General features: G+C 70.1%; 15 protein-coding genes. 7 read left to right on the plus strand and 8 right to left on the minus strand.

Going from position 1 to position 13365, the window contains the following annotated elements; translation table 11 throughout:
- Window positions 1-38: 38 nt before the first annotated feature.
- Entirely contained in the window at window positions 39-863 is an 825-nt protein-coding gene (locus AC6CKD_RS21150) for a type 1 glutamine amidotransferase domain-containing protein (RefSeq protein ID WP_478687388.1), read from the minus strand.
- A 296-nt stretch (window positions 864-1159) separates the two neighbouring features.
- On the opposite strand from AC6CKD_RS21150, the gene AC6CKD_RS21155 reads away from it, so the two are divergent.
- From AC6CKD_RS21155 to AC6CKD_RS21175, 5 genes are all read left to right on the plus strand, one after another.
- Entirely contained in the window at window positions 1160-1432 is a 273-nt protein-coding gene (locus tag AC6CKD_RS21155; protein WP_498329012.1) for a UBP-type zinc finger domain-containing protein, read from the plus strand.
- A gap of 140 nt (window positions 1433-1572) precedes the next feature.
- Window positions 1573-3210: an NAD(P)/FAD-dependent oxidoreductase gene (locus tag AC6CKD_RS21160; protein ID WP_498329330.1), complete on the plus strand. Its 1638-nt coding sequence runs from the start codon at window positions 1573-1575 to the stop codon at window positions 3208-3210.
- 60 nt (window positions 3211-3270) lie between these two features.
- Window positions 3271-3768, plus strand: a complete 498-nt coding sequence (gene abmR / locus AC6CKD_RS21165; RefSeq protein WP_498329013.1) for an ATP-binding transcription factor AbmR — start codon at window positions 3271-3273, stop codon at window positions 3766-3768.
- A gap of 91 nt (window positions 3769-3859) precedes the next feature.
- Entirely contained in the window at window positions 3860-4186 is a 327-nt protein-coding gene (locus AC6CKD_RS21170) for a putative quinol monooxygenase (RefSeq protein ID WP_498329014.1), read from the plus strand.
- Window positions 4183-4662, plus strand: a complete 480-nt coding sequence (locus tag AC6CKD_RS21175; RefSeq protein ID WP_498329015.1) for a group II truncated hemoglobin — start codon at window positions 4183-4185, stop codon at window positions 4660-4662. Before AC6CKD_RS21170 ends, AC6CKD_RS21175 begins: the two co-directional genes overlap by 4 nt.
- Before the next feature lie 400 nt (window positions 4663-5062).
- Here AC6CKD_RS21175 and AC6CKD_RS21180 read toward each other — a convergent pair whose 3' ends face one another.
- The 5 genes from AC6CKD_RS21180 to rpe all read right to left on the minus strand — a co-directional run bounded on the left by AC6CKD_RS21180 (window position 5063) and on the right by rpe (window position 8249).
- A complete protein-coding gene (locus AC6CKD_RS21180) occupies window positions 5063-5518 on the minus strand; it encodes a barstar family protein (protein WP_498329016.1) in 456 nt (151 codons plus the stop codon).
- On the minus strand, window positions 5515-6000 hold the full coding sequence (locus AC6CKD_RS21185) for a guanyl-specific ribonuclease (RefSeq protein ID WP_498329017.1): 486 nt from the start codon (window positions 5998-6000) through the stop codon (window positions 5515-5517). Before AC6CKD_RS21185 ends, AC6CKD_RS21180 begins: the two co-directional genes overlap by 4 nt.
- Window positions 6001-6049: 49 nt before the next feature.
- Window positions 6050-6274, minus strand: a complete 225-nt coding sequence (locus tag AC6CKD_RS21190) for a hypothetical protein (protein ID WP_112452447.1) — start codon at window positions 6272-6274, stop codon at window positions 6050-6052.
- A 136-nt stretch (window positions 6275-6410) separates the two neighbouring features.
- The gene (locus AC6CKD_RS21195) at window positions 6411-7424 is read right to left on the minus strand and encodes a sugar-binding transcriptional regulator (protein WP_250741550.1); all 1014 of its coding nucleotides are present in this window, start codon (window positions 7422-7424) and stop codon (window positions 6411-6413) included.
- A 138-nt stretch (window positions 7425-7562) separates the two neighbouring features.
- Window positions 7563-8249: a ribulose-phosphate 3-epimerase gene (gene rpe, locus AC6CKD_RS21200; protein WP_266910447.1), complete on the minus strand. Its 687-nt coding sequence runs from the start codon at window positions 8247-8249 to the stop codon at window positions 7563-7565.
- A gap of 631 nt (window positions 8250-8880) precedes the next feature.
- On the opposite strand from rpe, the gene AC6CKD_RS21205 reads away from it, so the two are divergent.
- Window positions 8881-9600 carry a bleomycin resistance protein gene (locus AC6CKD_RS21205; RefSeq protein WP_498329018.1) on the plus strand — a complete coding sequence of 240 codons (720 nt, stop codon included), beginning with the start codon at window positions 8881-8883 and terminating at the stop codon, window positions 9598-9600.
- A gap of 606 nt (window positions 9601-10206) precedes the next feature.
- Here AC6CKD_RS21205 and AC6CKD_RS21210 read toward each other — a convergent pair.
- A complete protein-coding gene (locus AC6CKD_RS21210) occupies window positions 10207-11190 on the minus strand; it encodes a helix-turn-helix transcriptional regulator (protein WP_498329019.1) in 984 nt (327 codons plus the stop codon).
- Window positions 11191-11317: 127 nt separating this feature from the next.
- Here AC6CKD_RS21210 and AC6CKD_RS21215 point away from each other — a divergent pair, with 127 nt between their 5' ends.
- Window positions 11318-11713 carry a RidA family protein gene (locus AC6CKD_RS21215; RefSeq protein ID WP_498329332.1) on the plus strand — a complete coding sequence of 132 codons (396 nt, stop codon included), beginning with the start codon at window positions 11318-11320 and terminating at the stop codon, window positions 11711-11713.
- An 81-nt stretch (window positions 11714-11794) separates the two neighbouring features.
- On the opposite strand, the gene AC6CKD_RS21220 is transcribed toward AC6CKD_RS21215, so the two are convergent.
- On the minus strand, window positions 11795-13315 hold the full coding sequence (locus AC6CKD_RS21220) for an RsmB/NOP family class I SAM-dependent RNA methyltransferase (RefSeq protein WP_498329020.1): 1521 nt from the start codon (window positions 13313-13315) through the stop codon (window positions 11795-11797).
- Window positions 13316-13365: the final 50 nt, after the last annotated feature.

A 13365-nucleotide genomic window follows, 5' to 3' on the forward strand; every position in this document is an offset into this window, starting at 1 on the left:
CCCCTCCTTTGCGTACCGTCGTACCGGAGTTACCGGAATTACCAGCCGTACCGGGTGAGACCGTTCTCCAGCACTTCCACGATCTTCTGCCCCGTGAGATACGAGTCGGGGGTCGAACGACCGGTCACGAACGGGAAGTCGACGATCACCGAAAGGGGGTGGCCGAAATTCCCGTGGTACGCACCGCGCGGCCCGGTCGCATCGCGCAGGATGTACTCCAGCGGATACGGCGGCGGCCCCATGTTGAAATCGGTACCGAGGAATCCGGTGCCGTCCTTGTAGTCGTACTCCTTGCAGTGGCCGGTCACGTGCTTGCCCCAGATGATGCTGCGGCGGTCGCCCCAGTCCCGGGCGAAGGCCAGGCAGGCGACTCCGTAGCACTCGGCCGCGACGACCTTCCCCGCGTTCTTGAAGGCGAGGATCAGGGCGTGCACGCGCTCGTTGTTGGCGAGGTCGACGATCGGACCGCTGCCGCCCACGATGAGCACCGCGTCGAAACCGGCGATGTCGGACTGGAGCTTGTCCAGATCACGGTGGTACTGCTCCAGTTTGGGCAGATAGGCCGAGTCGCTCGTGTAGGGACGCTCGGGGGCCCACGCTTCGATGTCGAGGGGGGAGTCGAGCCGGCTCGACTGCTCGAACTCCCGGCCCAGCCGGGCGTTCTCCTCGGTGGTGACCGAGCGTCCCAGCGGAGGATCGATGTAGTTCGCGTCGAGGCTCGGCGGGAGAGCGTGGGCACGCTTCCCGGTCGGCGTGGCGAATACGACTTCGTAGCCCTGCTCGTCGAACTGGGATACGGGGCCGATCAGTTCTTCGGCCCAGTAACCGTGTTCGGAGACAATGACCAGAATCTTTCTGCTCACGGATTCCTCCAGGCGCCGCCTGTTGTCGTTGGCGTCCCCCACACTGGCCGCGTCCGGGGTTCCCGTCAAAGCGCCGGTGTGCGACTTCGTGAGGTAGTGGCCCAGGTCATGGGGGCACCTCAGGAAGTCGTCCGGCGATGTCATGAAGTACCTTCCGTACTACCTGACTTCGGCCGAATCCCTGAACCGTCGACGGGGCCCCGTCTTATGGTCTGGACGCGCCGGAATCACGGGCGCGCTGCAATCACGGGCGCGAAGCGCGAGAGTGCTGGAGCGCGAGGAGAGGGACGGGGACGATGACGATGGACCTGTTGTGCACCCACATCGATCAGATACGTCCGGTGAAACCCGGCACCGAGGGCTGCGAGGAGTGCCTCGTCTCCGGTGACGTCTGGGTGCACCTGCGGATGTGCCTGAGCTGCGGGCACGTCGGCTGCTGCGATTCCTCGAAGAACCGTCACGCCACCAGGCACCACGGGGCCACCGCGCACCCCATCGCGGCCTCCCACGAGCCCGGCGAGGACTGGGCCTGGTGCTACGCCGACAAGCTGATGCTGGACCCGGCGTGAGCGCGGCCCGGGAGAGCGCCGCGGCCACGGGCTCCGCGCCCACGGGGAGCGCGGCCACGAACGGCCCGCCCACGAGCACCGCCTCCGCGACCGCCGAAGCCGCGGCGCGCGCGGAGAACCGCAAGCCCGTCATCCTGGCCGTGGACGACGACCCGCAGGTGCTGCGCGCCGTCCGCCGCGACCTGCGCAGCGCGTACGGCGACCGCTACCGGGTGCTCGGCGCCTCCTCGGCGGCCGATGCCCTCAAGATCCTGGACTCCCTCGACGAGCGCGGCCACGACCCGGCGCTCTTCCTCGTCGACCAGCGGATGCCGGACGTCACCGGGGTCGAGTTCCTGCTGGAGGCCGTCAGCCGCTTCCCCGACGCCCGCCGCGTGCTGCTCACCGCGTACGCCGAGACGGACGCGGCGATCACCGCCATCAACCGGGTCCGCCTGGACTACTACCTGCTCAAGCCCTGGGACCCCCCGCACGAGCGGCTCTTCCCGGTCCTGGACGACCTGCTCTCCGACTGGCTGGCCGCCTACCGCCCGGCGTACGACGGGATCATCGTCGCGGGCCACCTCGTCTCCCCCGGCACCCACGCCGTCCGGGACTTCTTCACCCGCAACGGCCAGCCCTTCCGCTTCCTCAACGTCGAGCGGGACCCCGAGGCACTGACCGTGATCGCAGCCGCCCCGCCGGAGGCCGCACTGCCGCTGGTCCGCTTCCCGGACGGCTCGGTGCTCTCCGCGCCGACGGACACCCAGCTCGCCCAGAGCCTGGGGCTGGCCACCACCGCCTCGCGCCCGCACTACGAGTGCGTCATCGTCGGTGCGGGCCCGGCGGGCCTCGCGGCCGGCGTCTACTCGGCCTCCGAGGGCCTGTCCACGCTCATGCTGGACTCCCGCGCCCCGGGTGGCCAGGCCGGCACCTCCAGCCTGATCGAGAACTACCTCGGCTTCCCCTCGGGCCTCTCCGGCGGCGACCTGACCCGCCGCGCCACCATCCAGGCCTCCCGCTTCGGGGCCGAGATCCTGCACCCGGTGGAGGTGACCTCGCTGACCCGCGACGACCCGGCGAAGATCCTGACCCTGGCGGACGGTACGGAGATCAGCGCCGAGACGGTTCTCCTGGCGACCGGGGTCTCGTACAACCGCCTGGACGCCCCAGGAGCCGACCGCTTCGAGGGCGCCGGGCTCTACTACGGCGCGGCCACCACGGAGAGCTCGGCGTGCATCTCGCAGCACGTCTTCATCGTGGGCGGGGCCAACTCCGCGGGCCAGGCCGCCGTGCACTTCGCCAAGTACGCCGCCCGGGTCACGATCCTGGTCCGCGCGGCCTCGCTCGACGACAGCATGTCCCGCTACCTGATCGACGAGATCGAGCGGACCCCCAACATCGAGGTCCGGGTCCGCACGACGGTCGTCCGCCTGCACGGCGAGGACCACCTCGAACGCCTGACCCTCCACAACTCCGAGACCGGCGAGGACAAGGAGGTCCCGGCCCGCTTCATGTTCACCTTCATCGGCGCCCGCCCGCACACGGGGTGGCTGACCGGGGTGGTCGAGCGGGACGAGTACGGCTTCGTCCTCACGGGCTCGGACCTGATCTCCAACGGCGGCGAACTCCCGGAGGAATGGAGCCTGGAGCGGGCCCCGTACCCGCTGGAGACCAGCGTCCCCGGGGTCTTCGCGGCAGGGGACGTACGGGCCCACTCGGTCAAACGCGTCGCCTCGGGGGTGGGCGAGGGAGCCATGGCCGTCTCCCTGATCCACCGCTACCGCTCGATGGGCTGAGAGCGAACAGCGTGCCGGCCCACTTGCGATCAAGCGAGCACCGGACGCACCGTTGATTACATGATTACAGCCGAGCAGAACGAACAGCTCCGCACCTGGTTCGCCGAGCACCTGCCGGTGGACGTCTACGAGTCGCTCCTCTCGGTCACGGTCGACCGGGAAGAGATCACCGTCGTCGGCGCGATCCCCGCGACCGAATCGGTCGCGGCCTTCCGCGAGCGCACCCGCGAACAGCGCATGGAAGTCGCCCGGGAGGCGGAGGAGCTCTACCGCCGCAAGGTGTCCTGGGCCGCCCAGTCGGGCGAGGAGCGGACCCTCTTCACCCACCTGGCCGTCCCCGTCATGACCCGCCTGCGCCAGCCCGAGCGCCAGGTCCTCGACACCCTGGTCGCGGGCGGCGTCGCCCGCAGCCGCGCCGACGCCCTGGCCTGGTGCGTCCGCCTGGTAGGCCGCAACACCGACACCTGGCTGACGGACCTGCGCGAGTCCCTGGACCGGGTCCAGGAGGTCCGCGCCGAGGGTCCGGACCTCGCCGACTCCCAGAAGTCCGGGTCATAACGGCGAAAGATCCCCCGGCGCCGACAAGATCGCGCAAGCCTGGCACGGACCACCGGCGATCAACGCCCGACCCCAGGGAGAGGCCCGCACCATGACCACCACCGTCGAGTACATCCGCTACCGGATCGCATTGGACGATCAGCCGGCTTTCGAAGACGCGTACGCAAGGGCCTCCGAGTCCCTGTCCGCCTCGCCGGAGTGCATCGACTACGAACTCGCCCGCTGCGAGGAGGAGCCCGAGCGCTACATCCTCCGCATCCGCTGGACCTCGATCGACGCCCACCTGAACGGGTTCCGCAAGGGCGAGCACTTCCCCGCGTTCTTCAGCGCGATCCGCCCGTACGTCACGGCCATCGAGGAAATGCAGCACTACCTCGTCACCCGGGTGGCCGGCCCCGGAAAGGCGTCCACCGCGTGAGCACCACACCCGACACCACGCCCACGATCTACGAGTGGATGGGCGGAGCGGAGGCGATGGACCGCCTCACGGACGCCTTCTACGCCCACGCCCTGCAGGACGAGGTCCTGGCCCCGGTCTTCGCGGGCATGGACTCGGAGCACCCCCACCACGTCGCGGTCTGGCTGGCGGAGGTCTTCGGCGGCCCGAAGCAGTACACCGCGGCCCACGGCGGCCACCAGCACATGGCCACCAAGCACCTGGGCCGCGGCATCACCGAACAGCAGCGCCGCCGTTGGGTGGACCTCCTGACGGACACGGCCGACGAAGTGGGTCTGCCCGCGGACCCGGAATTCCGCGCGGTCTTCGCGTACTACATCGAGTGGGGCACCCGCATGGCCCTGATCTACTCGGGCCCCACCCCACCCCCGGTGGACGCGGCCGACATCCCGGTCTGGTCCTGGGGCCAAACCCCACCCTGGATCCCAAAACCGTGACCCCACGCCCCCGGCGGAGCCACAAGGCCCCGCCGGGGCAAGCCCACCCCCACCGGCACCATCCCGGCCCCACCGGGCAAATCCAGCCCGCCGACACCATCCCAGCCCAGCCGGGCAATCCAGCCCGCCGGCACCATCCCAGCCCAGCCAGGGCAATTCCAGCCCCGCCGGCGTTTGAGGCGCGGGGCCCGGGGCGGAGCCCCGATCTTTCAGCCCGGCAGGCCATCCCAGCCCAGCCGACGACACCATCCCGGTCCCGCCGACTCCAACTCAGCCCCGCCGGGCAATTCCAGCCCCGCCGGCGTTTGAGGCGCGGGGCCCGGGGCGGAGCCCCGATCTTTCAGCCCGGCGGACCATCCCAGCCCAGCCGACGACACCTCCCGGTCCCGCCGGCACCAACTCAGCCCCGCCGGCGTTTGAGGCGCGGGGCCCGGGGCGGAGCCCCGTCCACCGGCCCGGGGCCGGACTCGGCGAGCAGCACCGTCAACCCCGACCCGTCACCCTCGCCCTCGCCCTCGACCCCGCCCTCAGACGCGGCCCGCCAGAAATCGACGGCCTCCTCCAGCACCTCCCGGAACGTCTCCCAGTCCGCAGGCCGAGCCTCCGCATACCCACGCCAAGAGGTCACGGCAAGCAGCCGCCCCGCCGCATCCGGCAACCACGACAGATCCCGCAGCGCATCGGCCAGCGCGTCCCAGTTCCCACCGAAGTACCCGGGGACCGACAGCGCACCCCCACACCGCCGCATCAGCTCCGCTTTGCTCCGTACGCCGTCCAGATCCAGCCGTACGGTCACCCAGCCGGCGGCCTCGGCCGCTTCGAGCGCGGGCGCCAGGGGCCGCGGGTCCAGGGTCATCGGAGAACCGCCTTGAAGGTCTCGTAGTGGTCGTCCGTGTAGAAGAACTCCCCGCCCCGACCGGTCACGATCCGACGGGCCCCACGGTCCCGCTCACCGGGCGTCTTCACGGTGAACTCGTGGTAGTAACCACGCTTCTTCTGCGGCAGGACCTTCTCGAAATTGCCGAAGACGGTCCCGTCCTGCCGGTACTGGTACGGCCCGCCCTTGTCGATCAGCGCGAGCACGTCCCGGGCCTGCTGCGGCAACGCCGCGGCCCGTACCGTCGCCATCCCCTTCGCCCATCCGGGCGTCGGCGTGGCGGAAATCGCCGCCCCGCTCGGGGCAGCGTCAACGCCGGAGCCGGCGCTCGCGCTCGTACTGGTGGCCGCGGCAGGCGCGGGTTTCTTCCCGCTGCAACCCACCGCACCGACCAGCGCCGCGCAGAGGAACACGGCCCCCAGCACACGCAGCAACGATCGGGGCACGTTCCGAAAGATCATGCACCGATCGTGCCAAATATCCGATTCGCCCGCGAATCGCGCGATGGCTTCAGAGGGCGGCCATCTTGGTGTACGGGCTCAGAATGCGCTTGCGGACCTCAGGCCCGAATTCAACGAGGACAGCGATCCCCTCCTCAACGGCGACGACACGGCCGAGGCCGTGCTCATCGTGAGTAACCCGGTCGCCGACGCTGAAGTGCCGGAGCGGCGCTTCCACGGGGGCCTTGAACGGGCTGGACGGCAGGTGGCGGCGAGGTACTGCGGACTTTGTCATTGCACCCAGTATGCGCCCAGCAGGCCGTCCAACGGTCCGCCGTTCGGATCTCAATTACGGCACCATCCGCATCGGCGAACATCACGTGCCCGCGTTTGACCGGCATTCGTCCGGACAATCGGACCAATCCGAACAATCACTCGTCGGGGTCGGCCCGCTCCAGCGCCGGCCTCAGACCGGGCTCCGATTCGGTCAGCAGGTAGTCCGCGACGGCCGTGTCGGTGACCAGACTCGTCACGAGCCCCGAGCGCAGCACCGCCCCGATCGCGGACGCCTTGCGCAGCCCGCCGGCGATGGCGACGACCTCGGGGATCCGGCGCAGCCGGTCGGCCTCCACGGTGATGCACCGCTCTCCGAGGTCCCGCCCGACCCGGCGCCCCTCGGCGTCGAACAGGTGGGCGGACATCTCGGCGGCGACGCCCAGAGAGGCGTAGTGCGCCCGCTCCTCGTCGCTCAGCATGTCGTGGACCGTCGAGATGCCCGGCTCCCAGGACCCGATGGAGACGGCGGCCACCGTCACCTTGTCGAAGTACTCGAAGGCCCGCGCGATGCCCGTCTGGCTCCGCAGGGCGGCCGCGGTGGCCGGATCCGGCAGCAGCATCGGCGCGTAGATCGGGTGGGCGTCGCCGCCCGAAACCTGCGCGGCCCGCCGCACGGCCTCCACGGACCCGCGCTCGGCCGTACCGGCGTCGTAGACGCCCGTCAGCTGGACGACGGTGCACGGAGGCAGCCGGTGCAGGGAGGCGGCCATGTGGATGGTGGAACGCCCCCACGCGAGGCCGAGCACGTCCCCCTCGTTGACGAGTTCGCCCAGCAGATCGGCGGCTACGGCACCCAGGTTCTCCGGGTCCGGCGCGTCCTCGGTGGCATCGGCGGGAGACTCCACGACCACGGCGTGCCGCAGCCCGTACCGGGCGCGCAGCGCGTCGGACCGCTCCGCGTCCAGCTCGGCCGGCACGCGGATCTCGATGCGTACGAGGTCGCGCTCCAGAGCGGTCTCCAGGACCCGGGCCACCTTGAAGCGGCTCACGCCGAACTCCTCGGCGATCTGGATCTTGGACTTCCCCTCCAGGTAGAAGCGGCGCGCCATGGCCGCCGCCTGCACCAGCTCCGCGGGTCCCATCCGCAGGGCTGACCGTCCCGCCGACATTGCAGACACCGCGTTCTCCTCACTGCTGTTCACACTCTCGTGTTCACACTCTCGACTCGCCGTTCATCCTGTCAGATCCGACGGCCGTTGATCAGCCTGGACAGCTCCCGTTCACCGAGCTGTTCACCAAGCCTTGGTTCAGTGGTCGCAAGCCCAGGGCGCAGCGGCGATTGCCGCACCCGCCTGGTCACGCAGCGTGCGTACGGCTGCCGCGGGATCGACCGCTCCGTAGACCGCGCTGCCCGCCACGAACACGTCCGCGCCGGCCTCGGCGCACCGCTCGATGGTCGTAGCGGAGACGCCTCCGTCGACCTGGAGCCACAGCTCCAGACCGTGCTTGGAGATCAGCTCCCGGGTGCGGCGGATCTTGGGCAGCATGATGTCGAGAAAGGGCTGACCGCCGAAGCCGGGCTCGACGGTCATGATCAGCAGCATGTCGAGCTCGGGAAGGATGTCCTCGTACTGCTCGATGGGCGTCGCGGGCTTCAGCGCCATGGACGCCCGCGCACCCTTGGCCCGGATCTCCCGCGCGAGCCGCACGGGCGCGGCGGCCGCCTCGGCGTGGAAGGTCACGGAGCCCGCACCGGCCTCGATGTACTGGGGGGCCCAGCGGTCGGGGTCCTCGATCATGAGGTGCAGATCGAGCGGGATGTCCGTCGCCCGGCTCAACGACTCCACGATCGGCACGCCGAGGGTGAGGTTCGGGACGAAGTGATTGTCCATGACGTCGACATGCAGCCAGTCGGCCCCCTGAACGGCCTTCGCCTCCTCGGCGAGCCGGGCGAAGTCGGCGGACAAGATGCTGGGATTGATCTGAACGGCCATGCCCCAAGCGTGCCATGCCGGTAACAGCTTCCGGCCACTACCCCGGAAGTGGGGGGCAGGGGGTGCGGAAGGGGGGCTGCGGGGGTTGTGGGTTGTGCTGCGGGTTGGTCGGTGGCTGCGTGGGGTTCCGGGGGGCGTCCCGGCAGTCCAGTGTCCTTTCGGTGTGGACCGGTCCCTCAAGGGCGCTCCCTGCGGTCGCGTCGCTACGCGATGGCCTTCGGCCACCCTTGACCGACCGGCCCACACTGAAACGCCACAAGACTTCCGGGATCCCCCCGGGGAACGGCCGGGGGGAGGAGTGGGGAGGAGCGGCCCCGTCTGAGATGCCTGTGCCCGCTCCGGTCGGCGGTCATCCGCACATACGGATCCGGCAGGACAGTGACCTCAACCGGAACAGACGCGCGGGGCGATCACAGCATCCAGGACCGGGCGCCTGAACGCCCTTCCCGTGACCGCCGACCGCCACCACGAGCGAGAGGGGCATGAGAGCGACCTCAGCGTCGGTGGGCGCGACAGATCGCTACACACTCCCACTCGGCTCAGCGACTACAGACCGTCCGTGGCTGAGGGAAGCAAGAAGAAGGACTATTCAAGTTTGACTAGTGGAGATGGAAGGTCCTACGATCGTCGGATGAGCGAGAAACTGGCGGCGATGCTCCCGTGCAGGTCCATCCCCGAGACAGTCGACTTCTACAAGGCCATAGGTTTCGACGTCACGTTCTATCAAGAACATCCGTACGCCTATGCCGTCGTGCAGCACGGTGACGTCGAGTTGCAGTTCGCGGCCCTGAAAGGGTTCGAGCCGGCCGAGTCGTACGGCGCGTGCTACGTCACGACCGACGACGTCGACGCTTTGTACGCGAAGTTCCGTGGCGGACTGAAGCAAGAACTGGGCAAGATCCCGACCCGTGGCATCCCTCGGATCGGTCCGTTGCAGGACACCACCTACGGGATGCGGCAGTTCATCATGGCCGACCCGGGCGGCAACAGCATTCGCATCGGCCAACCGATCAGCGAAGACCTCCACCACGCCCCGGTTCCGAAGGAACCGGTGGCCAAGGCCCTCCACATGGCCTCACTCCTCGGCGATTCCAAAGAGGACTACGCAGCCGCTGCCAAGATCCTCGACCGCCTCCTGTCTTCCGACATCCCTCCCCCGAACCGCGTCAAAGCCCTGATCCTCCGTGCCGCCATGGCCATGCACCTGGACAACACCCTCCTAGCCGTCCACCTGCTGTCCGAGGCCGGCCAGATCCCCCTCTCGGTCCCCGACCGCACCTCCTTGGCCGACGACCTCCTCCGCGCCGAAGACCTCCGCGACAACCTCCCCACTTCCATTCCCCCCTCATGATCCGAGAACTGATCGCCCCCGGCCCCACCACCCACTTGTCGCAGTCGCGAGACGAGTGCGAGACGAGTGGGAGAGGAAGTGGTCCTGGGCGGCCTATGTCCAGCCACGGACGGTCTGTAGTCGCTGAGCCGAGTGGGAGTGTGTAGCGATCTGTCGCGCCCACCGACGCTGAGGTCGCTCTCATGCCCCTCTCGCTCGTGGTGGCGGTCGGCGGTCACGGGAAGGGTGTTCAGGCGCCCGGTCCTGGATGCTGTGATCGCCCCGCGCGTCTGTTCCGGTTGAGGTCACTGTCCTGCCGGATCCGTATGTGCGGATGACCGCCGACCGGAGGAGGGCACAGGCATCTCAGACGGGGCCGCTCCTCCCCACTCCTCCCCCCGGCCGTTCCCCGGGGGGATCCCGGAAGTCTTGTGGCGTTTCGGTGTGGGCCGGTCGGTCAAGGGTGGCCGAAGGCCATCGCGTAGCGACGCGACCGCAGGGAGCGCCCTTGAGGGACCGGTCCACACCGAAAGGACACTGGACTGCCGGGACGCCCCCCGGAACCCCACGCAGCCACCGACCAACCCGCAGCACAACCCACAACCCCCGCAGCCCCCGCAGCACCTTTCACTCCCCCGACCCGCCGTAGCGCGCCGCGACCGCCGCGGCCCGGTCCCGCAGGGCGCTGCGCAACGACTGCGGGGCCAGGGCCTCGCCATCCATGCCGAGCTGCCACAGTGCCCATTGGGCATGTCGTGAATCCTGGAAGGTCACCTCCAGGCGCAGCCAGCCGTCCGGGTCGGCGTCGGGCTCCTCCGCGCGGACCGCCAGGGCGGTGTTCAGCAGGTCTTCCCGCCGCGCCGGGTTCACCCGGACCAGGACGGCGATGTGGTCGCCGCCGGAGAGGAACTGCGCGGAGCGCTCCTGCCAGATCCGGTCCAGGTCGACCCGGTTCGGCCGCTGCGCCGCTTCCGGGAGTTCCTCGGCGGCCAGTACCCGCGACAGCCGGTAGGTGCGGTCCTCGCCCGCCCTCGTGGCCAGCAAGTAGCCCCGGTCCCGTACGGTGACCAGCCCGATCGGGTCCACCGTGCGCCACTGCGGCGCCTCGCCCGTGGCCGCGTAGTGGATCCGCAGCTTGCGTCCGCCGAGCACCGCACGCCGTACCTCGATCATCGCCGTGCCGGATACCTCTTCGGCGACCAGCCGACGCGAGAGCAGGTCGGACTCCGGGTCGACGAGAAATCGCTGGGCCGCGTCGCTCGCGGTGGCCCGGTGGCTTTCGGGCAGTGCGTCGACCACCTTGCGCATGGCCGAAGCGAGCGCCGAGCCGAGGCCGAACACCTGCTCGCCCCGCCCCGATCCGGCGGCCAGCAAGGCGAGCGCCTCTTCGTGGTTCAGGCCGGTGAGCTCGGTCCGGAATCCGGGAGACAACGCGAACCCACCGTGCCGGCCACGCTCGGCGTAGACCGGGACCCCGGCAGCCGACAGCGCCTCGATGTCGCGCAGCACCGTACGGGTGGATACCTCCAGCTCGCGGGCCAGCGTGTCCGCAGTCAGCCGACCGCGCTGACGCAGCAGCAGCACCAGCGAGACCAACCGGTCAGCGCGCATGTAAAAACTTTATCGGAATACACGACAGAGGGTGTCGTGATTCATTGCGAGGCTCATCCACAAGACACCGCACGGCGCACGATCACCACCCCACCACCCACCGACCCGACGGAGAGTCGACATGGCAATGCAACGCACCGCGATCAACCCGGTGACCTGGTCCGTCGAGAGGGGCTTCAACCAGGGCGAGGTCGTCACCGGACACACCCGGACCCTCTACGTCTCGGGGCAGACGTCGATGAGCCGCGAAGGCAAGCCCGAGCACGACGGGGACATGGCCGCGCAGCTGGCGCTCAGCGTCGACAACGTGGAGGCCGTGCTCACCGAGGCCGGCATGTCCCTCGCGAACCTCGTCCGCCTCAACGTCTACACGACCGACGTCGATCTCCTCTTCCAGCACTACGGCGAGCTGGCCGCGAGGCTGGGCGCCGCCGGGGTGGCGCCGACCACCACGATGCTCGGGGTGACACGGCTGGCGATCCCCGGCCAGCTGGTCGAGCTGGAAGGAACCGCCGTCGCATAACGCGGCCGCGCCGACACCAAGACGGGCGGACGGACGGGCGGACGGGAGCGGACACCCCGTCCCCGTCCGCGCCGCCCTCCCCTACCCAGTCCTCCGGATCAGCGCCAGATACATCGCGTCCGTCCCGTGCAAGTGCGGCCACAGCTGTACGTCCGGGCCGTCGCCCAGCGCCGGGACACCCTGCATGTACGGGCGCGCGTCGATCAGTTCCGCCGCGATCGGGACTGCACCCGCGCCACGCCCCTTCAGTACGTCCTCCACGACCACCCGCGTCTCCGCCAGGTGCGGCGAGCACGTCGCGTAGCCCACCACGCCACCCACCCGCACGGCGGACAGCGCCTCGCGCAGCAGCCCGCGCTGGAGCGGAGCAAAGCTCTCCAGGTCCTCCGGACGCCTGCGCCAGCGTGCTTCCGGGCGGCGGCGCAGCGCGCCCAGGCCGGAGCAGGGCACGTCCATCAGGACGCGGTCGAACGATCCCGGCAGCCACGGCGGACGCGTCCCGTCCGCCGTGATGACCTGATACGGACCGGGGTTGCCCGCGAGCGACCGCTCGACCAGGCGGGCCCGGTGGGGCTGCTTCTCGGAGGCCAGCAGGAACGCCCCGCGCTGGGCGGCGAGCGCCGCGAGCAGCGCCGCCTTGCCGCCCGGCCCGGCGCAGCCGTCCAGCCAGCGCTCGTCACGGCCTTCGACCGGGGCGGCCGCCAGGGCCATCGCCACCAGCTGGCTTCCTTCGTCCTGGACACCGGCGCGGCCGTCGCGCACCGCCTCCAGCGCGCCCGGTTCGCCGCCCTCGGCCATCCTGACCGCGTACGGGGACCAGCGCCCGGGCAGCGCCGAGTCCTCGCCCACCGCCTCCAGCAGCTCCTCCACCGTGGACCGCCCGGGCCGCGCCACCAGCGTGACCTCGGGCCGCTCGTTGTCGGCCTCCAGCAGGTCCTCGATCCCGGCGCGGCCGCCGCCCAGCGAGTCCCACAGGGCGCTGACGACCCACCGCGGGTGCGAGTGGAAGACCGCGAGGTGCTCCTCCGCGTCGTCCTCGTACGGCGGAGCGACCTTCTCCAGCCACCCGTCCAGGTCGTGCGCGGAGATCTTCCGCAGCACCGCGTTGACGAACTTCGCCCGCCCGTCCCCGAGCACCACCCGGGCCAGCTCCACGCTCGCGGACACCGCCGCGTGGGTGGGGATCCGGGTCCCGAGCAGCTGGTGCGCGCCGAGCGAGAGCACGTCGAGCACCGGCGGGTCGACCTCGCGCAGCGGCCGGTCGATGCAGGCCTTGATGACCGCGTCGTACGTGCCCTGGCGGCGCAGGGTCCCGTACACGAGCTCGGTGGCCAGCGCCGCGTCCCGGGCCTGGAAGGTCTCGTCCTTGCGGGCCTTCTTCAGCAGCGGCGGCAGCACGAGGTTCGCGTACGCGTCCCGCTCGTCCACGGCCCGCAGCACCTCGAAGGCCAGCATCCGGACGGGGTCCTTCTTGGGCCTGCGGTGCGGCTTGGCCGACTTGGCCGGCTCGGCCGACTTAGCCGCCTTGCCCGACTTTGCCGACTCGGCCGACTTGGCCGGCTTGGCCGGCTTGGCCGGCTTGCTACGAGGCTGCTCGCTCACGTGAAAGGTGCTCCGGGGGTTACGGGAAGTGCTGCAAGAAAAAAGGAACG

It is taken from the genome of Streptomyces sp. GQ60 (assembly GCF_059758875.1).